This window comes from Pseudomonas sp. GW821-FHT05H12 (genome assembly GCF_059419385.1).
Genome location: NZ_JBWKRS010000017.1, coordinates 96,383 through 120,649, shown reverse-complemented (window position 1 = coordinate 120,649; position 24,267 = coordinate 96,383). Strand labels below are relative to the sequence as shown.

The window sequence follows — 24,267 nt, the reverse complement described above, 5'->3', positions numbered from 1 at the left end:
AAATTTTGAGGTGAACCCTCAAGCCAGCATCGATAACCCTTGGGGCTTGCCCCCAAGGGTTAATGGGCGTCACTCAATGCATTTGAAACAGCGCTTTAACCGCAAACGCCTCCGCCCAGCTGATACCGACTGACGTACAAGGCACTAGGGTCGGACTCTCCCGGAGTCCCCCCCAGCGTGAGTACTTTGTAATAAGCCTCGACACGCCCCTGTGTGACGGGGGAGATGTAAGTGGCGTAGGGCACCGTGAATATTTCGCCAGGGTGTCCGGCAAAGTGATCCAACGTGACGGTCACCGGAGGGAACTCATGTTCGAGCACCACGACTGACGAGAAGAAGTCATCAGGCCCATAGATCACCCATACCAGGGTCACTTGATCGCCAGCTTTCAATTTGCCCGGGCTGATGATTTTGGTTTTGATGCCTGACGTAATGCCATCATCACAGTTAATGAAGAACGGATCGTCGTCAGCCCCAGTCCCCTGCGCATCTGGATATTGCAGCAGTTCCAAATCTCCAATCACGAACGCTTTTACATCGACTGGGGTTGGCAGGGAATCAATGAAATTGTTGTTGGTTCCATTGTTGAGGCTGTAATAAACATCGTGGACTCCGTTACCCACCAGGGCAATGACTGACGCAGGAACCGGGATACTGAATTGTGAAGCCGTCTCATCCGCCAGCGTGACGGTGTAGGGTGGTAAAAGAGCCGGAGAGCCGTTCCAGTAAATCTGGATTCGGTCACCTGCCACAGCGCCGGTATAGACCGCAAAAGTGGCCGTGGCATTACCTGTATCGCCCGGGCCGATCTCGTTGGTCAAACCGCCAGCCGAGGTGATTGTGAGCAGCCCAAGATTAGGATTGACCGGACCGGGGCCACCCGGATCGGGAATCAGGCCCGGAGCCGTCAGATCCACGGGAACGCTGATCGTGCTGGAAGACGGCGAGGCATTACCGTCTGCAACAACCACGTAAAAGACATCGGCGATATAAGGGGCATCCTCACCTCCAGACGCCAAAACGTTCCACGGTATTGGAATGTCTTTAGGGAACGTTAAGTTGTTCACCGGTGCATAGATCAATAGCCCGTTAAAATTGACAACGATTTGTTGGCCAATTTTAACGTTGTCGTAGCCCGTGATTCGAACATAGGCGCGATTCAACTGAGCGTCCTTCCGATCCAGCGGCGCTTCGGGCACGACAGGCGGTTGCAGGTTTGAAGGACTGGGGTCAACTGTAAGCGTTATCTCCGTCAAATAAGGGGGGAAGGTCGTTTCATTACCGGCGCGGTCGTAGTAGGTATACGCCAGTTGGTAGACGCCTGACTCCATGTCCAAGATGTCCGCCTTGTCCAAGGTAACGCTCACCGGTAAATTATTGACGGGCAAATCGGTGACTGTGGCAATCGGCGTCGGATCCGTGTAATGCCAGAAAATACTGAGTTGATCCCCTACCTGAGGATCAAACCGAGGGCTGCAGGTGACGGTGAAAATGTTGGTCGGAACGTTGAGCAATTCCACCGTCACTTTGCCACTGACCACCCAGGCCGGAAGCGTTGCTCTGGCCGGCCGGGTCCCGGCGTGTGTGTCGTATCGGTCAACCGTAACGACCGCGGGCCCACTCGAACTATCAGACGTCGTACCATGAAACACTTCGTAGGTCAGGTTTTTGAGACCGTGATCACCCAATTGCGCTTGATCGAACGTGTAAGGGCGAGGCCATATCAGCTCGGGGGCATTCAGGTTGGGGCCAAGGTCCTCACGGGGCCCCACGAGCACATTATTGATCCTGATCTCCAGAGCGTACCTCGCAAACGGGCCGCCTCCCCCTGGGGACCATCTGGGGATCTCAATCATCAAACCCTCCAGGTAAAGCGTCTGGAGACTCATCAAACCAGGCTGGCCACCGGGCACATCTGGCAGTGCATTCAACACGTCTATGGCAGCCAGTGAGCCTGCCCGTGGGGCTCTTCGCGTGGATCGAGGCTCTGTCAAAACCGAGCGACCGGAAGCTTTGGCTTTTTTCTTGGCTTTCTTGGGCGCTTTGGGTTCCTTGATATTTTTGGGTTTCTTTAAACTTGCCATCTTGGTTGACTCCGGAAGTTTAGATAACGTGCCCGCTTCAAAAACAGACAGGTAGCCACTTGTATTAAGCGCCCCAAAAAACATTCGCACACCTGTCAACATTGACAGTTTTGCGTGTTATCCACTTCTGCGTCGTCGTTGTTTTATCGTCGCGCCCCTACGCACATCGCTGACGACAATAAGGACATGCACGATTGATTTAATGTGATCAAACCCTGCCAGTGCCCGCTTGAATCAAAACAACAAGGGGGCCTAAGGCCCCCCTGACATTCAACCTGTTTTCTACTGGGTTTTTGCTTTGCCGGGTTTCGACGGTTTACCTGCAGGAGGCGCGAGGCATGTCGTTCCACCGGGCCGAATCAGATCAATCCGTGCGAAATTGGCAGCTGACTTGCCGGTTGGGCCCGACATTTTGTAGAGACGGTAGTAAAACAACCCGGAACCATTGGTTGAAATCAGCCCAGGCACTGTGATCAACGGGTCGAAGGGTTCTATGTAGACCTCTGCCACTCCAGCAGTCCTGTGGGCGTCCGTCAGTTCCAGTTCAAACCAGACCTGAGACCCCGCAATAGGCGCCCCCCCACCATTGGTCGTGCGGTGACTGCTCCAGAACAACCTGACCTTATCGCCGACTTCAAAGTGAGTCGTGCTCCAGGGAATCCCCAGGATGACCGCCTCATAGGGCTGAGGTACGGTATCGCACGCGATCATTTTAGACGGGTGATTGTTCAGCAAGCTTGCCGCTGCCAGCCCCGTCAAGGTATCCAACTCAACACGAACCTGGGTGGCACGGCTTCGTTGATAATTGACGCCGTTATAGGTCCAGTAATAAACCTCTACCAGCCCACCCCCCGCGACGATCAAGGCCCACGGCACATACAGCTGCACGGTTTGCCCGGCGACATCTCCGGGATCGACCACTTTTATATCGGCAAATGTGGCGTCATTGCCCCAGAACAGACGCAGGTTTTCCCCCACCTGCGGATTGAAGAACAAAGGCACCTCAACCAAGGCAGGGCCGGGTGAGTCTGCGGGAGTGACCACGTTATCCGCGGTGACCCCTTTGACCGTTACAATCGGCAACGCGGGGTTGATCGGATCGGGGCTGACCGGGGGATCACCTGCCACCGTAGCATCGACTTCAATGAAGGTGTCCGGTGAGTTCTTGGTGAGCGAACCCCGCGCAAACGCGTACCACACCCTTACCGGGTATCGAGCGTCAAACCCGCCAACCAGGAATATCGGCCACGTGACGTCCACGGAAATGGGCCAGATCTGCGTCGCACCTACGGTAATCGTCGCCAGAATATGGGTGTTCCAGCGCAGAGTCAGGGTATCGCCCTCCTCCGCCCCTATCACCTCCTGCAGGGAGACACTCACGCCTTGGCGGATATCATCCAGGTCAATCAGGCCATCGGTTTCTGCCCGAGGCACCAAAGGCCGGAGCAAATCGGGCAAGGAAACCAGGTTGATATCGAGTTTGACCGGATCGGAAAAAGGTCCGATGTTGCCGACACGGTCCATCAACCGATAGGACGCCCACCTTTCACCACCACCACTGGTGCGAACAACTGCCTCGGGAATCAGGTACAGCAGTGGGTCACCGTCTTCAATGTGACGCCGTTCAACCGTAAAACTGCCGACATAGTCGATATTGGGGATGGTCCCAAAGAACACCATGACCACGTCTTCGGTGCGCATGACCAGGTAACGTGGAACTTCACAGGGGATACCTGCGTCGGCGGTGAGCTCGGCATCACTCACGCCGTCAAGTGTGTCGGGGCCGAATATAAGTTCGGCACCCGGGTTATCCTGGTTGGGGGCAAGATCGTCGACATCAATCAGCGTTCGCTCCGACTCGCCCGTCGGCAACAATACCCCACTGATCTTGTAATACATCTGGCTGACACCGGGCGTATCCAGCAACCATGCCGGCAGCGCTTTGGTGTACGGGAACAAGACGGCGGGATCATAGGGGCCGAGGATCTCCTCGGTCCACACGTGGTCGCCCTTCCAGAAGTATTCAATGTTGGTGCGCACGTTTGTGGCTGCGTTATTGGGCGTCCACACGCTTGGAATGGTGACTTTGAAAGGCTGGCCCCGAACTGACAGGGGGATTTTGTGTGCGGCTTCGTCCCATAACAGTGGAAGGCCGTCTTCCGGTAGTGGGCCCACCACCCCTGGCGATGGAGCGGCAAGCCCGGCAGGAGAGCTCTTTTTTCTTTTGTTGGGACGGGCCTTTTGGGCGACGGTTTTTTTCTGTTGGCGCACCTTCGAGTCAGTCATCTCATTCTCCCAACGCAACCCATGATGTGGCGACCATGGGCTACTGCGCTGGTGCGAACCCTCCGCCTACGGTCAGGAGAACAGTTAAAACGTAAATCGACAGGTTGAATACTGTCAGAACTCACAGGTGCCTACGGCGCAAAGCTTGCTTGCGTTGTCCCCACGCGTGCTTAAAGCGGCGGCAAACACCACTCAATCGGCGTCTCGCCATTCTGCTCAAGAAACTTGTTGGTACGGCTGAAATGCCCGCATCCCAGAAACCCGCGATACGCCGAGAGCGGCGACGGGTGCACCGAAGTCAGCACCAGGTGCTTGGTGGCATCGACCAGCTTCTGCTTGCCCTGGGCATGGGCGCCCCACAGCAGGAACACCAGGTGGGGTTGGTGCTCGCTGACCACCTCGATAATGCGATCGGTAAAGAACTGCCAGCCCTTGCCTGCGTGGGCATTGGCGTTGGCGCGCTCGACGGTCATGGTGGTGTTGAGCAACAGCACGCCCTGGTCAGCCCAGCTCTGCAGGCAACCGTGATTGGGGATGTCGATGTTCAGGTCGCGCTTGAGTTCTTTGTAGATGTTGACCAGTGACGGCGGCGTCGGCACGCCCGGTTGCACCGAGAAGCACAGGCCGTGGGCCTGGCCGGGGCCGTGGTACGGGTCCTGGCCGAGGATCACCACCTTGACCTTGTCCAGCGGCGTGGAATTGAGCGCATTGAAAATCAGCGGGCCCGGCGGGTAGATCTCTTTGCCGGCCGCGTGCTCCAGGCGCAGGAACTCGCGCAGCTCGGCCATGTAGGGCTTTTCGAACTCATCACGCAGGGCGTGCTTCCAGCTGGGTTCGAGTTTGATACGGTCGCCGTCGGTCATGTTTGAATGGTCTTGTAAAAAAGAATGAGGCGAACCCTAGGAAAGCCGCCCCCGCTTGTCAATTGATCTGACACACCTGCGGCACTTTCCTGGGATGCGAGCATACTGAACCTTCACTCCCCCGAATGAGGTCATGATGAACCTGCACTTCGAAGAGCTGACCGGCAGCGACGGTGCCCGCCTGGGCATCGCCAGCCTGGACGCTGAAAAATCCCTGAATGCCTTGTCCCTGCCGATGATCCTGGCGCTGGGCGAACGCCTGGACGCCTGGGCCAAAGACCCCAACATTGTCTGTGTGCTGTTGCGCGGCAATGGCGCCAAGGCGTTTTGCGCCGGTGGCGAAGTGCGCAGCCTGGCCCTGGCCTGCCGTGAACAGCCTGGTGAAGTGCCGGCGTTGGCCGCACAGTTCTTTGCTGCGGAGTACCGCCTCGACTACCGCTTGCACACCTACCCCAAGCCCGTGATCTGCTGGGGCCACGGCTACGTGTTGGGCGGTGGCATGGGCTTGTTGCAGAGTGCGGCGGTGCGCATCGTCACGCCGACCAGCCGCCTGGCGATGCCGGAGATCAGCATCGGCCTGTACCCGGACGTGGGCGCCAGCTGGTTTCTGTCACGCCTGCCCGGCAAGCTCGGTCTGTTCCTCGGCCTGACCGGCGCCCATATCAATGGCCGTGATGCCTTGGACCTGGGCCTGGCCGACCGCTTCCTGCGCGATGACCAGCAAGACGAACTGATCGAAGGCTTGCTGCAACTGAACTGGCAGGAACAGACCGCGATGCAGCTCAACAGCCTGCTCAAGGCCCTGGCCCAGGAAGCGGTCGGCCAGCAACCCGAAGCCCAGTGGCTACCGCGCCGGGCACAGATCGACGAATGGCTGGACGTGGGCGATGTGCGCTGCGCTTGGCGGGCCTTGAGCCTGCTGCGAGATCACGCCGACCCACTGTTCAAGCGTGCCGGCACCACCTTGAGCGAGGGCTGCCCGCTGACCGCGCACCTGGTGTGGGAACAGATCCAGCGCGCCCGCCACCTGTCGTTGGCCCAGGTGTTCCAGATGGAATACACCTTGAGCCTCAACTGCTGCCGCCATCCGGAATTCGCCGAGGGCGTGCGGGCACGCTTGATCGATAAAGACCAGAAACCTCACTGGCATTGGCCGGACATCAACGCGATTCCCGACGCCGTGGTGCACGCGCACTTCCACAAGGCCTGGGAAGGCCGGCACCCACTGGCGGACTTGTCCGACGTTTAGCGGCCTCCATGCCCGCCATGGCCGCCATGCCCACCGCCGCCGTTGTGACCACCACCATTACCCCAACGGTTGCCCCAGCCCTGGTTCGGGTAGGGCCGGTAATCGGGCCGTGGGTAATAGCGCGGTGCCGGTTGGTAGTAGCGCGGTGCCGAGTAATAGCGCGGTTGCGGCGCGTAGTAACGCGGCGCCGGGTAGTAACTGCGCCCGTATTGATACGCCGTGCCGCCGCCGTAGTAATACGCTGGCGCCGGTGCGGTGTAGACCTCGGAACGGTAATAGCTCTGGCCGCCCTCGTAATAGGGCACACACGCAGAAAGGGTCAGACCGAGTAAAGCGCTGAGAAGCAATCGTCGATACATGGCGGCCTCCTGGACCGCGGAAGAGCACCTCCAGCGACGCTGGAGGGCGGCATTCGTCTTTCACTGAATGACGAAATATCTGACATCAAAAACCGAATCTGGTGCGTTTCCGACACAGATTGAAACATCTGTTTCAGACGAAACGGATGCTTCAACTCAGTGCGTCAGCGCACCAGCACAACGCACCAGCCTGCCCTGCCTGTTCTCGTGTATCGCGCAAACCCGCGATCTACAGGTGCGCCTGCCACTTGGCACGACTCTCGCTTTGTCCGGAATGTGCAGGATTGAAAACAGGTTCGCGGCACCACAATTTGCAATGGCCGACTAGGGTTCCGGCTCGCCAACAGCGAGTGGCTGGTCCGAGAGTTGGCGACCTCCAGTTGAGGTTACACGGCGGGATAAAAGCCCGGGAGACAAGCCACCGTTCACGGTGCCGCGTTGCTCCTGCTCGCCCTTGATCAACTGGAGAAGCCCCATGCCCTCACTGCGTTTACCCGCCTTGCTCGCCGCCGCGTTTGCCGCCGTGCTGAGTGTTCAAACCCAAGCGGCCCCCAAAGACCACTTCAGCGTGTGCTGGACCATCTACGCCGGTTGGATGCCGTGGGAGTATGCCGGCAGCCAGGGCATCCTCGACAAGTGGGCCAAGAAGTACGGCATCAAGATCGACATGGTGCAGCTCAATGACTACGTCGAATCCATCAACCAGTACACCGCCGGCCAGTTCGACGGCTGCACCATGACCAACATGGATGCGCTGACCATTCCCGCCGCAGGCGGTGTGGACAGCACCGCACTGGTGGTCAGCGACTTTTCCAACGGCAACGATGGCGTGGTGATCAAGGGCACCGGCAAGACCGTGGCCGACCTCAAGGGCATGAACGTCAACCTGGTGGAACTCTCCGTGTCCCACTACCTGCTGGCCCGCGCCCTGGAGTCGGCTGACCTCACGGAAAAAGACCTGAAGGTGGTCAACACCTCCGACGCCGACATTGCCGCCGCCTTCAACACCGATCAGGTGCAAGCCGTGACCACCTGGAACCCGATGCTCTCCGAGATCAAGGCCAAGCCCGGTGTCACCCAGGTGTTCGACTCCAGCAAAGTGCCTGGCGAAATCATGGACATGATGGTGGTCAACACCCAGGTCCTGAAGGACAACCCGGCCCTGGGCAAGGCCCTCACCGGCGCCTGGTTTGAAACCGTCGCGCTGATGAACACCAAAGGCGCCGCCAGCACCGAAGCCCTCGAACATATGGCCAAGGCCTCCGGCACCGACCTCAAGGGGTTCCAGGCGCAACTGGACACCACCAAGCTGTTCGCCACGCCCAAGGAAGCCCTGGCGTTTGCCACCAGCGCGCAACTGCCGGCCACCATGCGCAAGGTCGCCGAGTTCTCCTTTGAACACGGCCTGCTCGGCGAAGGCGCCAAGGACACCAGCGCGGTGGGCATGAGCTTTGCCAACGGCGTGACCAGCGGCGACACCGCCAACCTCAAGCTGCATTTCGACCCCCGCTACGTGCAAATGGCGGCCGACGGCACGCTGTAAGAGGACCCGGCCATGCGCCTGATCAACCGTCACCCGGAACGCTCCAGCCGCCTGTTGTTGGTGCTGCTGCCGTTCGCCCTGCTGCTGTTCGCCTACTTCGTGGGCTCGGCCGAGCGACTGGCGGACAACCCCAACGACAAGCTGCTGCCCAGCGCCGTGCAAATGGGCGACGCCATAAAACGCCTGGCATTCAGTGCCGACGCGCGCACCGGTGAATACGTGCTGTGGCAAGACAGCGCGTCAAGCCTGCGCCGCCTGGGCATTGGCCTGGGCATCAGCGCCCTCGCTGGCCTGTGCCTGGGCATTGCGGCCGGCACCTTGCCGCTGTTCGGCGCGCCGCTGTCACCGTTGCTGACGGTGTTGTCGATGGTGCCGCCGCTGGCGATCCTGCCGATTCTGTTCATCGTGTTCGGGCTGGGGGAGTTGTCCAAAGTGATGCTGATCGTGATCGGCATCACCCCGGCGCTGGCCCGCGACCTGGAACAGCGCGCACGGGAAATTCCCGTCGAGCTGCTGGTGAAGGCGCAGACCCTCGGCGCCTCCACCTGGACCCTGATGCTGCGTGTGGTCTTGCCGCAACTGTTGCCGCGCCTGCTGATCTCGCTGCGGCTGATGCTGGGCTCGGCGTGGTTGTTCCTGATTGCGGCCGAGGCCATCGCTTCCACCGACGGTTTGGGCTACCGGATCTTCCTGGTGCGCCGCTACCTGGCGATGGACGTGATCTTGCCCTACGTGGTGTGGATCACCCTGCTCGCCTGGCTGATGGACTGGGGCCTCAAGGCCCTGACCCGACGTGCGTTTCCCTGGTACGAAGGAGCGCGGCCATGAGCTTTATCAGCGTCAACAATGTGTGGCAGCGCTATGGCGACCAGGTGGTGCTCGAAGGGCTCAACCTGCACGTCAGCGAAGGCGAGTTCTGCACCTTGGTCGGCACCTCCGGGTGTGGCAAGTCCACCTTCCTGCGCCTGCTGCTCGGCCAGGAAACCGCGAGCAAGGGCCAGATCCTGCTCGACGGCAAAGCCCTCGCCGCCGAGCCGGACGCCAGCCGTGGCGTGGTGTTCCAGCGCTACTCGGTGTTCCCGCACTTGCGCGTGCTCGACAACGTTGCCCTGGGCCTTGAACTGCCGCGCTCACGCTTCCTTGGCCGGCTATTGGGCAAGGCCAAGAAAGACGCCCGCGAACAGGCCGCCATCCTGCTGCAAAAAGTCGGCCTCGGCCATGCGTTCGACAAGTACCCGGCGCAACTCTCCGGGGGCATGCAACAGCGCCTGGCGATCGCCCAGGCACTGATCATGAAGCCCCGCGTCTTGCTGCTGGACGAACCCTTCGGCGCGCTCGACCCGGGCATTCGCAAAGACATGCACCAGTTGCTGCTGGAACTGTGGCGCGAAACCCGACTGACCGTGTTCATGGTCACCCACGACCTCAGCGAAGGTTTCAGCCTGGGCACCCGCCTGCTGGTATTCGACAAGGTCCGCGTCGACCCCCACGCCCCCGGCGCCTATGGCGCCCGCATCACCTACGACATCCCTTTGAACAGCGACCGCCGCAAGGCGCTCGCCGCTGAACTTGGAGCGACTTCCAAATGACCGAATCCACCCACCTGTTCACCCCCTTCGCCGAGGAAATGCTCCCCGGTGGCGGCCACCGTTCCTTCGTGCTCAAGCGCGGCCAACTGTTGCGCCTGACCGACCTGCGCGGTGGCGCCAACGTCAGCCTGACGTTGCTCAACGCCAACGAAAAAACCGAGCGCCTGAACCTGCCCGACAGCCTCAAATGCCAACACACCGCCAAGCTCACCGCGGGCCACTGCCTGTACTCGGACATGGGCCGCGTGCTGGCTGCCATTACCGCCGACACCTGCGGCTGGAGTGACAGCATTGGCGGCGTGCTCTGCGCCGCCGAAGTCGCCGAAAAGTACGGCCAGGGCCGCTATCAGGAACTGCGCAACGGCTTCTTTCGCAACGGCACCGACAACCTGCTGGTGGAGCTGGGCAAATGGGGCCTGGGGCTATCCGACCTGCTGATGACCCTCAACCTGTTCAGTCGCGTCAACGTGGACAGCGAGGGCGGTTTGCATTTCGTGCCGGGTAATTCAAAAGCCGGCGACTGCATCGAACTCTATGCGCCGATGGACACCCTGGTGGTGCTCACCGCCCTGCAACACCCGATGGACCCCAACCCCGACTACGCGCCCCAACCGCTGAAACTCAGTTGGATGAACGCCGACCCCAGCGTCGCCGAACACTGCCGCACCTCGCGCCCGGAAAACGAGCGCGGCTTTATCAACACCAACCGTCTGTTCGCCTGAGGAGCTGCCATGTCTATCGCAATCAAACAAGCGGATGCGGCCGTGTACCGCGCCACCATTCCCGCCGGTGAACCCTGGCTGATGGAGGTCAAGGCCGGGCAGACCCTGCGCATCCTCGACCTGGAAGGCAACCAGGCCGTCGACACGCTGTTCTACAGCCTCAAGAACCCGCGCGAACGCTACGACGTGCAACGCACGTTGCGTCGGCAGAACAGCGTGTACCTGGGCACCGGCAGCGTGCTGTATTCCAACCTCGGCCAGCCGATGCTGACCATCGTCGACGACACCTGCGGGCGCCACGACACCCTCGGCGGCGCCTGCGCCCAGGAGAGCAACACGGTGCGCTACGCCCTGGAAAAACGCTACATGCACAGCTGCCGCGACAACTACCTGCGCGCCTGCGCCCACGATGGCCGGCTGGGTAAAGGCGACATCGGGCCGAACATCAATTTCTTCATGAATGTGCCGGTGACGGCCGACGGCGGGCTGACCTTCGAAGACGGGATTTCCGCCCCCGGCAAGTACGTCGACCTGCGTGCGGAAATGGACGTGATCGTGCTGATCTCCAACTGCCCGCAACTGAACAACCCGTGCAATGCGTACAACCCCACCCCTGCGGAGCTGCTGGTATGGAACTGAGAGTAAAGCAACTGCGCCAATGGCTGTTCACCCTGTGCCAGGCCCGCGCCGGGCAGTGCCTGCGTAGGCCATGAGGTTCAAATGTGGGAGCTGGCTTGCCTGCGATTGCGGTATGCCAGCCAACCAATCAGGTGGCTGATAAACCGCTATCGCAGGCAAGCCAGCTCCCACATTGGCCCCACATTGACTCCATAGATTTGCGCCACGGACGACCGTGGGCGCTTGCCCCATTGTGCGGGACGGCCCGCAGGGTTTTGCCATGTTCGAAAAAGTCTTGATCGCCAACCGTGGCGCCATTGCCTGCCGCATCCTGCGCACCTTGCGCGAGCTGCACGTCACAGGCGTCGCCGTGTATGCCGAAGCCGACGCGGCCAGCCTGCATATCCAGCAGGCCGACGAAGCCTATAGCCTTGGTGAAGGCGCGGCGGCGAACACTTACCTGGCGGTGGAGAAAATCCTCGCCACCGCCAAGGCCACGGGTGCCCGGGCAATTCATCCGGGCTACGGGTTTCTTTCGGAAAACGCGGCGTTCGCCGAAGCCTGTGAAAACGCCGGCATTGCCTTCATCGGTCCAACACCGGAGCAACTGCGTGTGTTCGGCCTCAAGCACACGGCGCGGGCCTTGGCCAAGAGGCATCAGATCCCGCTGCTGGAAGGCACCGAACTGCTGGACAGCCTTGAAGCCGCCTTGCTGGCCGCCGACAACGTGGGCTACCCGGTGATGCTCAAGAGCACCGCCGGCGGTGGCGGGATTGGCATGCGCGTATGCCGCAGTGCAATGGAATTGAGTGAGTCCTTCGAAGCGGTCAAGCGTCTGGGGCAGAACAACTTCAGCGATGCCGGTGTGTTTATCGAGAAGTACATCGAGCACGCACGCCACCTGGAGGTGCAGGTATTCGGCGATGGCGCCGGCGAGGTGGTCGCCCTTGGCGTGCGCGACTGTTCGGTGCAGCGGCGCAACCAGAAAGTCCTCGAAGAAACCCCGGCACCGAACTTGCCTGACGGCATGGCAGACGCCTTGTGCGCGGCCGCCATCACCCTGGCAAAAGCCGTGAACTACCGCAGTGCCGGCACCGTGGAATTTATCTTCGACAGCGCCGACGGTCGCTTCTATTTCCTCGAAGTGAACACGCGCCTGCAAGTGGAACATGGCGTCACCGAACAGGTGTGGGGCGTGGACCTGGTGCGCTGGATGGTGCAACTGGCGGCGGGAGAAATGCCGCCGCTGAGTGAGTTGGAGTTAACGCCTCAGGGCCATGCCATTCAGGCACGCCTATACGCGGAAGACCCCGGCCGGGATTTCCAGCCCAGCCCTGGCTTGTTGACCCAGGTGGATTTCCCGGTGGCCGAGGGTTTGCGAATCGACACCTGGGTCGAGGCCGGTTGCGAGATCCCGCCCTACTTCGATCCGATGATCGCCAAGCTCATCACCTGGGCGCCCACTCGCGAACAGGCGCGCCTGGCCCTGCATCAGGCACTCAACGACAGCCAGCTGTACGGCGTGGAAACCAACCGCGACTACCTGCGCCAGATCCTGCTCGCGGCGCCCTTCGCCAGTGGCCGGCCATGGACACGTTGCCTGGAAGGTTTGGTCTACACCGCCGACACGTTCGAGGTACTCAGCGCCGGTACCCAGACCAGCGTGCAGGACTACCCCGGTCGTCTCGGTTACTGGGCCGTGGGCGTGCCGCCATCGGGGCCGATGGACAGCCGCGCACTGCGCCTGGGCAACCGCCTGCTGGGCAACAGCGAAGGCGCCGCCGCGCTGGAGGTCACCATGAGCGGGCCACTGCTGCGCTTCAATTGCGCGGCGGTGGTAGCCGTTACCGGGGCTGAAATCCCGTTGTTGCTGGATGATCAAGCGGTGCCGATGAACACCGCATTGCTGATCCCGGCCGGGTCGGTGTTGAGCCTCGGCACGATTGCCGGTGCCGGTGCGCGCAGCTACCTGTGCCTGCGCGGCGGGTTGCAGGTGCCGGACTACCTGGGCAGCAAGAGCACCTTCACCCTCGGCCAGTTTGGTGGGCACGGCGGGCGCGCGTTGCGGGCCGGTGACGTGTTGCACCTGCTGCCGTTGCAAGACACCAGTGCCGGGCAACAGATCGTCCCCGAGCCCTTGGCAGACGTGCGCACGATCCGGGTGATTTACGGCCCCCACGGCGCGCCGGAATACTTCCTGCCCGCGTACATCGACACCTTCTTCGCCACTCAATGGGAAGTGCATTTCAACTCCAGCCGCACCGGCGTGCGGTTGATTGGGCCCAAGCCATTGTGGGCACGCACGGATGGTGGTGAGGCCGGCCTGCACCCGTCGAACATCCATGACAACCCCTACGCCATCGGCGCGGTGGATTTCACCGGGGACATGCCGGTGATCCTCGGGCCGGATGGCCCAAGCCTGGGCGGCTTCGTGTGCCCGGTCACGGTGATCGAGGCGGACTTATGGCAACTGGGCCAGCTCAAGGCCGGCGATAAAATCCGCTTCGAGCCGGTCGATCTACCCACCGCCCGCCACCTCGCCCTGGAATGGACCACCTGTAGGAGCCGGCTTGCCGGCGATGACATGCTCAAGGGCGCCATCGCCGGCAAGCCGGGCTCCTACAGGTCTCCTGTGGTGCTCGATAGGGGTGAAGGCAGCACTCGCCTGGTCGCGCGCCTCGCCGGCGACACGCACCTGCTGCTGGAAATCGGCGCGCCCGAACTGGACCTGGTGCTGCGCTTTCGCGCCCATGCCTTGATGCAAGCGCTGGAAGCCCGTGCCCTGCATGGCGTGATCGACCTGACGCCCGGCATCCGCTCGCTGCAAATCCACTACCAACCCGAGCAACTGCCCCTGGCCGAGTTGCTCACGCTAATCGCCAGCGAATGGACCGCCGTGTGCGCCACGCAAAACCTGCAGGTGCCGTCGCGCATCGTGCACCTGCCACTGTCGTGGGACGACCCGGCGTGCCAGCTGGCCATCGAAAAATACATGACCACCGTGCGCAAGGATGCGCCGTGGTGCCCGAGCAACCTGGAGTTCATCCGCCGCATCAATGACCTGGCCAATCTCGATGAAGTGCGCCACACGGTGTTCGATGCCAGCTACCTGGTGATGGGCCTGGGCGACGTTTACCTCGGCGCGCCCGTGGCCACGCCGCTGGATCCGCGCCATCGTTTGGTGACCACCAAGTACAACCCGGCGCGCACCTGGACGGCGGAAAACTCGGTGGGCATCGGCGGCGCCTATTTGTGTGTGTATGGCATGGAAGGCCCGGGGGGTTACCAGTTTGTCGGGCGCACCTTGCAGATGTGGAACCGCTATCGAGAAGTGGCGGCGTTCGACGGCAAGCCGTGGTTGTTGCGCTTCTTTGACCAGATCCGGTTTTACCCGGTGAGTGCTGAGGAGTTGCTGCGCATTCGTCGCGACTTCCCGCTGGGGCGCTATGACCTGACTATCGAGCAGAGCCAGTTGAACCTGGCGGATTACCAGGCCTTTTTGGCGTGCGAAGCCTCGGGCATCGACGCGTTTCGCGCGCAACAGCAGCAGGCGTTCAACGCCGAGCGCGAACGCTGGATCGCCAGCGGCCAGGCGCATTTCGACAGCGAGGAACTGGCGGCACCGCAGGCTGCGGACACACCGTTGCAGGCCAACGAGCACAGCATCGACAGCCCTATCGCGGGCAACCTCTGGCAGGTTCAGGTGGTGACAGGTGAGCGCGTGTCGGCGGGGGATGTGCTGGTGATTCTGGAGTCGATGAAAATGGAGATCCCGGTGCTGGCGCCGTTTGCCGGCGTGGTACGGGAAATCCCGGTGCAACCGGGCAGTGGCATCGGCGCCGGCCAACGGGTCGTGGTACTGGAACGGGACTGACCGGCGCTGTATCGTGCAGGCTCTGAACCGTCCTGCACGATACCCCCATGACCACGCCAACCCTCTGCCCGGCCTGCGGCGCCCGCAACGATTGCACCCTGGCCGACCCACGCACGGCCGACCAGGCGTGCTGGTGCTACAGCGTCACCATCGACCCTGCGGTGCTTGAAGCGTTGCCCGACGAACTGCGCAATAAAGCGTGCCTGTGCCCGCGCTGTGCCCAGGTGGACGCACAGTTACGTGGGGCCGAGCGCTCGTAATGCGCGTTGATCGGTTCCTCAGCAATCTGCCGCGTTTCAATCGCAAGCAAGTGCGTCTGTTGTTGGTGGAACGGCGGGTGACGGTGGATGGCGCAGTGGTCAGCGATCCTCACCATGAGGTGCGGGCATTCAGCCGGGTGTGCGTGGGCGATGAAGTGCTGCAGGCGGGTAAGCCAGCGCGGTATTTCATGCTGCATAAACCCCAGGGCTGTGTGAGCGCCACGTCGGACCCGCAACACCCGACGGTGCTGGATTGGCTCGATGAGCCGGATAAGGATGAGCTGCACATTGCCGGTCGTCTGGATTTCAACACCACCGGTCTGATGGTCATCACCAATGACGGCCAATGGTCGCGCCGCCTGACCCAGCCCCAGACCAAGCTGCCCAAGGTCTACCTCGTCGAGACCGAACAGACCATCGGCGCCGAGTACGCTGAGACATTCGTCAAAGGCCTGTATTTCGCCTTCGAAGACCTCACCACCCAGCCCGCCGAGCTGGAGGTGCTGGGGCCGACCACAGCGCGGCTTAGCATTATCGAAGGCAGGTATCACCAGGTGAAGCGCATGTTCGGGCACTTTGATAACAAGGTGATCGGCCTGCACCGTGAGCGCATGGGGCCGCTGGAACTGGACGCCGCCCTGGCGCCAGGCGAGTACCGGGCACTGACCGACGACGAAATCCGACAGGTCTGATGACCGTTCGGCCGGTGATGGCAAAAACCCATTTGTGTGACTTGCGACATCCCGGGTCTGCTGCTTGAATCAAACCGTCAGCCAAATGATGACTGGCGAGTCACCCATAACCTCCAAGAGACACCTTGCCACGCCCGCGCTTGATCTACGGGCCTCTCAGGCAAACAGCCCGCCATAACAACACCCGTCGGCCAGCCGTCATCGGATCGACATGGGCCCACCTTTTCCAGGCGTATGCCTACCTGTCACAAAGCTCGTGCAGAGTGATCTGCGCGCCCTACCCGCTTGCCAGGAGTCTTACGACATGAGGCCAGAAATCGCTGTGTTGGATATACAGGGTCAGTATCGGGTTTACACGGAGTTCTATCGCGCGGACGCTGCTGAAAAGACCATCATCCTGGTCAACGGCTCGATGGCCACCACGGCATCCTTCGCCCAAACCGTGAAAAGCCTGTACCCGCAGTTCAATGTGGTTTTGTACGACCAGCCCTACGCTGGCCGCTCCAAGATCCATAACCGTCATGAGCAGATGCTGACGAAGGAAGTCGAAGGCCAGATTTTGCTGGAACTCATCGACCACTTCGCCGCTGAACACGTGCTGTCATTTTCCTGGGGCGGCGCCGCCACCCTGGTCGCCCTCGCCCACCGGCCGCGTCGTGTCGAGAAGGCGGTGATCAGTTCGTTCTCCCCAGTGATCAACGCGCCCATGCGCGACTACCTGGAGCGTGGGGTCGACTACCTCGGCAACCTCGACCGCGACCGCGTCGGGCACCTGGTCAACAGCACCATCGGCAAACACCTGCCGTCGCTGTTCAAGCGGTTCAACTACAAGCACGTGAGCAGCCTGGCCGAGCATGAGTATGGGCAGATGCACTTTCACATCAGCCACGTGCTCAACAGCGATCGCCTGTGCTACCTCAGGGCGGCCAAGCAGATCGACATCCCGGTGCTGTTCCTGAACGGTGAATGGGACGAGTACACCAGCGCCCAGGACGCCAAGCTGTTTGGCCAGCATGTGACCAACAGCAGCTTCAGCACCATCCAGGCCACCGGGCATTTCCTGGACATGGAGCACAAGGCGGCGTGCCGGGACAGCCGGGACGCAGTCGTTGGTTTCCTGAAACAACAGCGCCCGGTCAGTCGCTTGCGCTACCACCAGGGCCAGACGCAGCATGCCTTTGCAATCTGAAATGCAGTATCGGAGAGTTACCTGGTTATGCAGGAACTGGGCTCATGTGGGAGCTGGCTTGCCTGCGATAGCATCACCGAAGTGTGACTGACACACAGAAGTGCCGGTATCGCAGACAAGTCAGCCTCTGCACCTGTAACCCACACATTTTTGAAGAAAAACTTCAAATCCAGGCAAACATCTGGTACAAAGTCAGCCGCTCTGAGCGGGTATAGTTTAATGGTAGAACAGTAGCTTCCCAAGCTTCCGACGAGGGTTCGATTCCCTCTACCCGCTCCACTCAGATAGTGCGCCTCTGTCAGATTGATCTTGACGGAGGATGCGTAAAAAACCGGTCCTTGGTGGCCGGTTTTTTTATGGGCGCGATTTGATGTATCGGCTATTCGCCATGCAAAACCTGTACAAATCAAAATTTCTGTACAAGTATCAAGATTGGCGTTGGCGCTTCGCCGCGCGTGAACACGGAGCCGGGCAATGACACGTCTATTGGTTTCATTGTTGTTGGTATTGAGTGTGAGCAGTTGCGGCAACGTAGGGGTGGAGCACTACGCAGACCAGCAGCCGCAATTGGACCTGGTGCGTTTCTTCAGCAAGCCCGTCAAGGCGTGGGGGATTTTCCAGAAGCGCTCGGGGGAAGTGGCCAAACGCTTTGAGGTCACCATTGCCAGCCGCCGCGAAGGCAACGCGTTGATTCTTGACGAACGCTTCCTGTACAGCGATGGCACGCGCCAGCAACGGGTGTGGACGCTGACGCCGGATGGCCCGGGACGCTGGCGAGGGCGTGCCGGTGATGTGGTCGGCGAGGCGCTGGGTGAAGTGTCGGGTAACGCACTGCGTTGGCGCTACCGGCTGAACCTGCCAGTGGACGGCTCGGTCTACGAAGTCAGCTTTGATGACTGGATGTATTTGATGGACGACGACACCTTGATCAACCGTTCCAGCATGACCAAGTTCGGCGTCGAATGGGGCCAGGTCACGCTGTTCTTTCGTCGCCAATAAGTGACCCACAGCGAAGGTGAATCATGAATCTGCATAGGCTGACCGAACTGGCCGTGAACGGTGAGATACGCGAATTGGAACTGCTGTCTCTCGAGGGAGGTTTCTACATTGCGCGTGTCAGGCTGGAGCATGCCGAGGCGACACTGATGGACGATGATGCCAAGCCACTGCGTATTGGCTCCACCACACATTTGCGCGGCCTGTTGAAACGGGTGCCGCCGTTTCCCTGTGTGCTGGTGCAGCACTGTGTGCACGACGAAATGTGCGGTACACGTGAAGGGCCCATCGGTGCAATGCGCATTCCGTTTTCGCTGACGTCGCCCCTTTAGATGCGCTGCAGTCAGTTAGCGACGCTAGTTGGGCAGGTTTTCGACAAACTCGCCGGTCATAGGGCCCGCGCCGGCGATCGCTTCCTAGGTGTTGGCGCAAGACTTTAAAACGCTCCAACTCTCCCGTTCCTACTGCAACTTTTGGCAATAGGAAACCCCTGAAGAACGTTTGAAACCGACACGCCCCTCGCATCATTCTCCCCCGCCTTCGACACAGTCATTTCTCTTGCCAGCTCGTATCCATATGGATACATTGAATTCCTGTGAGGCTCTTTGAACTATTTGATCCAGCAAACACAAACGTTCACGCACTGGCACTCAGCGATACGCGACCTGCGAGCAAAAATCGCCATTGCTCGGCGTATCGAAAGAGCCAGTCGGGGTAACCTGGGCGATATCAAGACGATGGGTGGCGGTATTTCAGAAATGCGGATAGACGTGGGTGTGGGCTATCGCGTGTATTTCACCTTGCGAGGCGGGGAGATCGTCATATTGCTGGCAGGCGGCGATAAATCTTCACAAGATGCCGATATCCGGCGAGCAAAGAAATTAGCAAAAGAGGTGTGATAATGACTCAAACACTGACGACATTTGATATGGCTGCACTGCTCGACAGTGACGAAGCGATCAGCGAATACCTCTCTCAGGTGCTTGCAGACGGCGACAACGAAGAGTTTCTTCGAGCCATCGGATACGTGGCCAAGGCCCGTGGAATGACGAAAATCGCTACAGACGCGGGCGTGGGCCGCGAGAGTTTGTACAAGGCATTTGCCCCTGGCGCGAAACCTCGCTTTGAAACGGTGCTCAAGGTGCTTCACTCACTCGGCATTGACCTATTGGCTCGGCCTGGTCATTGCACCCATCAACCCTCTTGAGAGGTGCAACCCTGCTGCACCACCCACGCCAACGGCAACGTCACCGACAACACCCCCGCCAACACCATCACCGCCACCGGCACGCCCAGCGCATCCCCCACGCCACCAAACACCACCGGCGCCAGCGCTCCGCCGCCGATGGTGCCGGTGTAGAACAGCGCAAACGCCTGCTCCCGCTTACCCGCGCCGGCCAGGTCGGGCACGGCGCCGTACAGCACCGAAGACGTGCCATTGAGCACCAGGCCGAGCAGCGGCAGCATCAGCATCAAGCCCTCCAGCGGCAGGTACACCGCCATAACGATCAGCGCGGCCGTGCTGGTTTCCGTCAGCCACACGGTCCTCATCATGCCGATGCGCGCGCCCAGGTAACCACAGAACAACTTGCCGAACGCACCGCCGATAAACAGCAGGGTCAGGGCCAGGCCGATGCCGGCGGTGCCAGCGCCTTTGGTTTGCAACAGGAACGGCAAGAACGTGAGGAAGCCCATGCGCACTGCGCTGTCGAGGGTGCCCAGAACGATCAAGGCCCGCAGGCCCGTAACAGAGCCGGCTCCGGCATGAAGCTTGGCGGCCACCGGGGCTGTGGCGATGCGCGGCTGACGGGGAATCAACCACCACAGTAACCCGGCCGATGCGAGCCCCAGCACGCCCAGCAACGTGGCGCTGGCGCGCCAACTGATCACCGTCAGCAGCAGGCCAACCAGGCCGGGCACCAAGGTCTTGCCGATATCGCCGGAAAAGTTGTACTGGGACAAGGCCTGCTTCACGCCCCCGCCGTCTTCGTAGGCATCGGTGATCATCGAGGAAGCCAGTGGATGTTGGGTACTGGCGCCCAGGCCGCCCAACAGCAACGCCAGGAGCAGCATGACCAGTCCCGTAGCTTGCCCAACGAGCAAGTAGGCAACCCCGGCCAGCGCAGTCCCGCCCACCAGCAACGGTACGCGGCCCCAGCGCCTGGCGGCTCGGCTTGCCATCAGTTGGAACACCGCCATCATCCCGGAATAGGCGCCGCGTAATAGCCCGATCTGAGCGTAGGACAAGGCGAACTGCGCTTGCCAGATCGGCAACAACACGTAGATCACATCGGTGAGACCATCGTGCACGGCATGGGCGCCGCAGCTGGCGACCAGGTGGCGACGGCGGGTGATTATTTCGCGGGCAGTCAGGGTCATGGTGTTGGGATCGGTTCAGATTTGGGGGGCTTCCAGCCGGTCAGGGCGATCAGCAGGGTCAACAGTTGAAAGGTGATTATCAGCACCACGCAGCCCGCCCAGCCCCAACGTTCCCAGATCAATGCCGGGACGATGGCGCCGCAACTGCCGCCCAGGTAATAGCAGGTCAGGTACACGCCCACCGCGCCGGCCTTGTTGTCGCGCGCAGTGGCGGTGGTAAAGGCATTCGCCGCCGCCTGCGCCAGGAACACACCGGTCGAACTGAGGGCCAGGCCCAACACGATGCACCACAAGGATGGCGCCAGGGTCAGGGCTGAGCCGACGACGCCCAGCACGGCGGCGATGCTCAGCAGTTCAGCATGGGGCCGGGCCTTGCTGAGACGGCCGGCGATGGGGATCACGATCAGCGCCAGCAAGAACACCATGTAAAGCGTGCCCAATGCGGCAGGCCCCAGGTTGAACGGCGGTAGGCCAAGGTACAGACCTGCGTAGGTAAAGGCGGCAACTTGGGAGAACAGCACGCAAAAACCGACGGCATAGGCAGCCAACAGCGGCCTGCGAAAAACACTCGAAACCGACGCGTTGACCTGCACAGGCCGAGAACGACTGGGCGGCAGCAGGAACTGAATGAACCCGCCCACCATCAGGCTCAGCACTGCCAGCAATTCAAAAGCCTCGCGCCAGCCCACGTATTCGGTCATCACGCCGGTCACGAAACGCCCGGCAAACCCACCCAATACGGTGCCCGCCACATACAGGCTGGTGACCTCCGTCACAGTGCCGCCGCGCCAGCGGTCGCCGATGTAAGCCACGCTGGTGGCAAACACCATCGGAATCAGCATGCCTTCGACAAATCGCCACACCAGCACTTCGGAAAAGCTGTCGGCATTGGCGGTCATCAGCGCTGGCACCGCCAGCAGCAACGCCGCCACGCTGATCACCGTTCGCTGCTCGAAACGGCCGGTCAGGCAGCTGACAAAGGGCGCGGTGATCGCCACGGCCAAGGTGGTGACGGTAATGCTCCACCCCGCCGCCCTGGCGCCGATATCAAACTGCGCGGCAAACACTTGGAGGATGCTCTGGGTGGCATAGAGGTTGAGAAACGCCGCGCAGCCACAGAGGAACAGGGCCAGGCGGGCACAATGCAGGTGCAGTTTCATGAAACCCCTCGTTTTATTTTGTGAGGTCTTTATAGAATGGCGGGCAGGTGCTGAACCAATACCGAATTCGGACCGATCAATACCCTGGGGCCAGGATGCTCGACCTACGCAAGCTGCGGTACTTTCTGACGGTCGCCGAAGAATTGCACTTCGGCCGCGCCGCCCTTCGCCTGCACCTCGCCCAGCCGCCGCTGACGCGACAGATTTCCGCGCTGGAAACCGAGCTGGGTTTCAAACTGTTTGATCGCACCAGCCGCACGGTGACCCTCACCGCGCAAGGCCGATCATTTCTGCCCTACGCGCGCGGTGTGCTGGAGCAAGTGGAGCTGGCGCAGGTGATCGCCGGCAAGCTCGCGGCAGGCACAGCCGGGCAGTTGGCGTTGGGCTATGTCAGCTCGATCGCCTTGTCGGACCTGTTCAGCCACGCCATCCAGGCGTTTGCCCAGCGCTTCCCGGACGTGCAACTGACCCTGGTGGAGTGCGCATCCGGCAGCCTGGGTGCTCAGGTCGCAGATGGCCGATTGGACATTGGCTTGAGCCGCCTGCTGCCCCAGGGCGACGAGGTCCAGGCGTTGTCCCTGGGTGAGGAACGCCTGGTAGCGGCAGTGTCCAAGGACAGCCCGCTGGCCGATCTTGATGCAGTCAGCCTGGCGCAACTCAGTGCCTATCCCTTGATCCTGTTTCCTGCCGATTATGGCTCTGGGCTGAACCAGTCCATCGAACAGCTTTACCGCCATCACGGCCAGCCCCTGCACCCAGGGCCGACCGGGCGGCAGATCACCTCGATCATTGCGCTGGTGGCGGCTGAGCAAGGCGTGGCACTGGTGCCGGCCTGTACGCAGAGCTTGATGAACAAGGGCGTGACATACAGGCCGTTGGTGGAGGTGGATGCGTGTGCGCAGTTGTTGGTGCTGACGCCTGCCAAGACTAAAAGTGTGTTAGTCGATGCGTTTCTCAACGTGATCACCGACGCCTTACACATCCGCTAATACCTTCGAAAAACCTCGCAATACCTCTTTCCGGCGCCATTCCTGCGCGCTCATACACTGCATTGACCCCCTACCGAAATACGGGCCATCGACCGCCGGTAGGTAGAGTGTTGATAAATTAATTTCAGTGGTTATAGTCACCACCAACACACACCACAAGGAGGTGTTGTGGATAGCCGATATTTGATAGGTCACATCGTTGCAGACGGCTGGTATTTGGTGCGCATACGAGGCAGTCATCACCACTTCAAGCACCCGACAAAACCGGGGCTGGTGACGATCCCTCATCCAAAGAAGGACCTGCTGGACAAGACCGCCAAGAGTATTTTGAAACAGGCGCTATTGAGTTGAGCGTCCCTGGAGGACAACAGACATGCTTTACCCCATCGCAATTTCAACCGGCGACGACGACCACGCATGGGGCGTGGAAGTACCGGACATCCCTGGCTGCTACTCGGCGGGTGACGACCTGGACGACGCCATGGCCATGGCTCGCGAAGCAATCGAAGGGCACTTCGAAATCCTTGCCGAAGATGGCGCACCGATTCCCACCGCGCAAAAAGTCACCTTGCATGCCGCCAACCCGCAATACGCGGGATGCACTTGGGCTGTCGTAGACATTGATGTCACCAAGTACCTGGGCAAGGCACAGAAGCTCAACATCACGCTGCCGGGTTATCTGCTCAACCGCATTGATGAATATGTACTGCACCACCCCGAAGAAAAAAGCCGCTCGGGCTTCCTCGCTTCGGCTGCGCTCAAGGTGCTCCAGCAGGCCAACTGACCGGGCCGAATTCAACCGCAAGAAACGTAGTTTGCCGACGTGCCCGTCGCCCTAGACTGCAACGACACCTCACCCAGGAGCCCGACCATGCTATTCCACTACACGCTCATGCCCTCCCCCGTCGGCCAGCTCACCCTGGTGGCACGCGACGGCAAACTCAACGCCATCCTGTGGGAAAAAGACCGGCCCAACCGCGTGCGCCTGGGGGATTTGCACGAAGCCAATGACAGCCCGGTGCTGCTGGAAACCCAGCGTCAGTTGAAGGAGTATTTTGCCGGCACGCGCAACCATTTCGAACTCGAACTGGACTTCACCGGCACCGATTTTCAGAAGCAGGTCTGGCAGGCGTTGTTGACCATTCCCTTCGGCGAAACCCGCAGCTACAGCGACATCGCCCGGCAGATCGGCAACCCGAAGGCCGTGCGTGCGGTCGGGGCGGCCAATGGGCGCAACCCCATCTCGATCATCGCGCCCTGCCATCGGGTCATCGGCGCTTCAGGCGAACTCACCGGTTTTGCCGGAGGGCTGGAAGCCAAGCAATATCTACTCGCGCTGGAAGGTACAGGCCAGGCGCGCTGGGCGTTCTGAGAAACCCTCCGACCCAAATGTAAAAAGAAATTTCAGAACGACC

24 protein-coding genes, 1 tRNA gene and 1 riboswitch are annotated in these 24,267 nt (G+C 60.8%); of the genes, 19 read left to right on the top strand and 6 right to left on the bottom strand.

Annotation, left to right across the window (positions count from 1 at the left end):
• Positions 1-95: 95 nt before the first annotated feature.
• From AC07SU_RS16950 to ung, 3 genes are all read right to left on the bottom strand, one after another.
• Complete coding sequence (locus AC07SU_RS16950; RefSeq protein WP_494997680.1) at positions 96-2,168, bottom strand: hypothetical protein; 2,073 nt, start codon at positions 2,166-2,168, stop codon at positions 96-98.
• A 198-nt stretch (positions 2,169-2,366) separates the two neighbouring features.
• On the bottom strand, positions 2,367-4,370 hold the full coding sequence (locus AC07SU_RS16945; RefSeq protein WP_494997679.1) for a hypothetical protein: 2,004 nt from the start codon (positions 4,368-4,370) through the stop codon (positions 2,367-2,369).
• Positions 4,371-4,540: 170 nt separating this feature from the next.
• A complete protein-coding gene (ung, locus tag AC07SU_RS16940) occupies positions 4,541-5,233 on the bottom strand; it encodes a uracil-DNA glycosylase (protein ID WP_176999194.1) in 693 nt (230 codons plus the stop codon).
• A gap of 136 nt (positions 5,234-5,369) precedes the next feature.
• On the opposite strand from ung, the gene dspII reads away from it, so the two are divergent.
• On the top strand, positions 5,370-6,482 hold the full coding sequence (dspII, locus tag AC07SU_RS16935; protein ID WP_494997678.1) for an enoyl-CoA hydratase/isomerase DspII: 1,113 nt from the start codon (positions 5,370-5,372) through the stop codon (positions 6,480-6,482).
• Here the strand turns inward: dspII and AC07SU_RS16930 are convergent.
• Positions 6,479-6,841 carry a hypothetical protein gene (locus AC07SU_RS16930; RefSeq protein ID WP_176999196.1) on the bottom strand — a complete coding sequence of 121 codons (363 nt, stop codon included), beginning with the start codon at positions 6,839-6,841 and terminating at the stop codon, positions 6,479-6,481. The genes dspII and AC07SU_RS16930 overlap by 4 nt on opposite strands.
• Before the next feature lie 313 nt (positions 6,842-7,154).
• A riboswitch (guanidine-I (ykkC/yxkD leader) is annotated at positions 7,155-7,256 on the top strand.
• A gap of 60 nt (positions 7,257-7,316) precedes the next feature.
• On the opposite strand from AC07SU_RS16930, the gene AC07SU_RS16925 reads away from it, so the two are divergent.
• From AC07SU_RS16925 to AC07SU_RS16860, 14 genes are all read left to right on the top strand, one after another.
• Positions 7,317-8,384: a putative urea ABC transporter substrate-binding protein gene (locus AC07SU_RS16925; protein WP_494997677.1), complete on the top strand. Its 1,068-nt coding sequence runs from the start codon at positions 7,317-7,319 to the stop codon at positions 8,382-8,384.
• A 12-nt stretch (positions 8,385-8,396) separates the two neighbouring features.
• Entirely contained in the window at positions 8,397-9,212 is an 816-nt protein-coding gene (locus AC07SU_RS16920) for an ABC transporter permease (RefSeq protein ID WP_494997676.1), read from the top strand.
• Entirely contained in the window at positions 9,209-9,973 is a 765-nt protein-coding gene (locus AC07SU_RS16915) for an ABC transporter ATP-binding protein (protein WP_494997675.1), read from the top strand. Before AC07SU_RS16920 ends, AC07SU_RS16915 begins: the two co-directional genes overlap by 4 nt.
• Entirely contained in the window at positions 9,970-10,695 is a 726-nt protein-coding gene (locus AC07SU_RS16910) for an urea amidolyase associated protein UAAP1 (RefSeq protein WP_494997674.1), read from the top strand. The genes AC07SU_RS16915 and AC07SU_RS16910 overlap by 4 nt, the downstream gene beginning before the upstream one ends.
• A gap of 9 nt (positions 10,696-10,704) precedes the next feature.
• A complete protein-coding gene (locus AC07SU_RS16905; RefSeq protein ID WP_494997673.1) occupies positions 10,705-11,334 on the top strand; it encodes an urea amidolyase associated protein UAAP2 in 630 nt (209 codons plus the stop codon).
• Between the two features lie 259 nt (positions 11,335-11,593).
• On the top strand, positions 11,594-15,187 hold the full coding sequence (gene uca / locus AC07SU_RS16900; protein ID WP_494997672.1) for an urea carboxylase: 3,594 nt from the start codon (positions 11,594-11,596) through the stop codon (positions 15,185-15,187).
• Between the two features lie 47 nt (positions 15,188-15,234).
• Complete coding sequence (locus tag AC07SU_RS16895) at positions 15,235-15,447, top strand: cysteine-rich CWC family protein (RefSeq protein WP_176999203.1); 213 nt, start codon at positions 15,235-15,237, stop codon at positions 15,445-15,447.
• The gene (locus AC07SU_RS16890; RefSeq protein WP_494997671.1) at positions 15,447-16,139 is read left to right on the top strand and encodes a 16S rRNA pseudouridine(516) synthase; all 693 of its coding nucleotides are present in this window, start codon (positions 15,447-15,449) and stop codon (positions 16,137-16,139) included. Before AC07SU_RS16895 ends, AC07SU_RS16890 begins: the two co-directional genes overlap by 1 nt.
• Before the next feature lie 304 nt (positions 16,140-16,443).
• Positions 16,444-17,328 (top strand): alpha/beta fold hydrolase, encoded by an 885-nt coding sequence (locus tag AC07SU_RS16885; RefSeq protein ID WP_494997670.1) that lies wholly within the window; start codon positions 16,444-16,446, stop codon positions 17,326-17,328.
• Between the two features lie 205 nt (positions 17,329-17,533).
• A tRNA-Gly gene (locus tag AC07SU_RS16880) sits at positions 17,534-17,607 on the top strand.
• A 195-nt stretch (positions 17,608-17,802) separates the two neighbouring features.
• Positions 17,803-18,327 carry a DUF3833 domain-containing protein gene (locus tag AC07SU_RS16875; RefSeq protein ID WP_494997669.1) on the top strand — a complete coding sequence of 175 codons (525 nt, stop codon included), beginning with the start codon at positions 17,803-17,805 and terminating at the stop codon, positions 18,325-18,327.
• 23 nt (positions 18,328-18,350) lie between these two features.
• A complete protein-coding gene (locus tag AC07SU_RS16870) occupies positions 18,351-18,656 on the top strand; it encodes a DUF6482 family protein (protein WP_494997668.1) in 306 nt (101 codons plus the stop codon).
• A 273-nt stretch (positions 18,657-18,929) separates the two neighbouring features.
• The gene (locus AC07SU_RS16865) at positions 18,930-19,223 is read left to right on the top strand and encodes a type II toxin-antitoxin system RelE/ParE family toxin (RefSeq protein ID WP_494997667.1); all 294 of its coding nucleotides are present in this window, start codon (positions 18,930-18,932) and stop codon (positions 19,221-19,223) included.
• Positions 19,224-19,225: 2 nt separating this feature from the next.
• Positions 19,226-19,531, top strand: a complete 306-nt coding sequence (locus tag AC07SU_RS16860) for an addiction module antidote protein (protein ID WP_494997666.1) — start codon at positions 19,226-19,228, stop codon at positions 19,529-19,531.
• Here AC07SU_RS16860 and AC07SU_RS16855 read toward each other — a convergent pair.
• On the bottom strand, positions 19,519-20,703 hold the full coding sequence (locus AC07SU_RS16855) for an MFS transporter (protein ID WP_494997665.1): 1,185 nt from the start codon (positions 20,701-20,703) through the stop codon (positions 19,519-19,521). The genes AC07SU_RS16860 and AC07SU_RS16855 overlap by 13 nt on opposite strands.
• A complete protein-coding gene (locus AC07SU_RS16850) occupies positions 20,700-21,863 on the bottom strand; it encodes an MFS transporter (RefSeq protein WP_494997664.1) in 1,164 nt (387 codons plus the stop codon). Before AC07SU_RS16850 ends, AC07SU_RS16855 begins: the two co-directional genes overlap by 4 nt.
• A gap of 95 nt (positions 21,864-21,958) precedes the next feature.
• Between AC07SU_RS16850 and AC07SU_RS16845 the strand changes: the two genes are divergently transcribed.
• The 4 genes from AC07SU_RS16845 (at position 21,959) to AC07SU_RS16830 (ending at position 24,224) form a co-directional block, all read left to right on the top strand.
• A complete protein-coding gene (locus tag AC07SU_RS16845) occupies positions 21,959-22,852 on the top strand; it encodes a LysR family transcriptional regulator (protein ID WP_176999210.1) in 894 nt (297 codons plus the stop codon).
• A 168-nt stretch (positions 22,853-23,020) separates the two neighbouring features.
• The gene (locus AC07SU_RS16840; RefSeq protein ID WP_003189411.1) at positions 23,021-23,203 is read left to right on the top strand and encodes a type II toxin-antitoxin system HicA family toxin; all 183 of its coding nucleotides are present in this window, start codon (positions 23,021-23,023) and stop codon (positions 23,201-23,203) included.
• A 22-nt stretch (positions 23,204-23,225) separates the two neighbouring features.
• Positions 23,226-23,636, top strand: coding sequence for a type II toxin-antitoxin system HicB family antitoxin (locus tag AC07SU_RS16835; protein WP_176999211.1), 411 nt, complete (start codon positions 23,226-23,228; stop codon positions 23,634-23,636).
• Between the two features lie 87 nt (positions 23,637-23,723).
• The gene (locus tag AC07SU_RS16830) at positions 23,724-24,224 is read left to right on the top strand and encodes a methylated-DNA--[protein]-cysteine S-methyltransferase (protein WP_176999212.1); all 501 of its coding nucleotides are present in this window, start codon (positions 23,724-23,726) and stop codon (positions 24,222-24,224) included.
• The last annotated feature ends 43 nt before the right edge of the window (positions 24,225-24,267 follow it).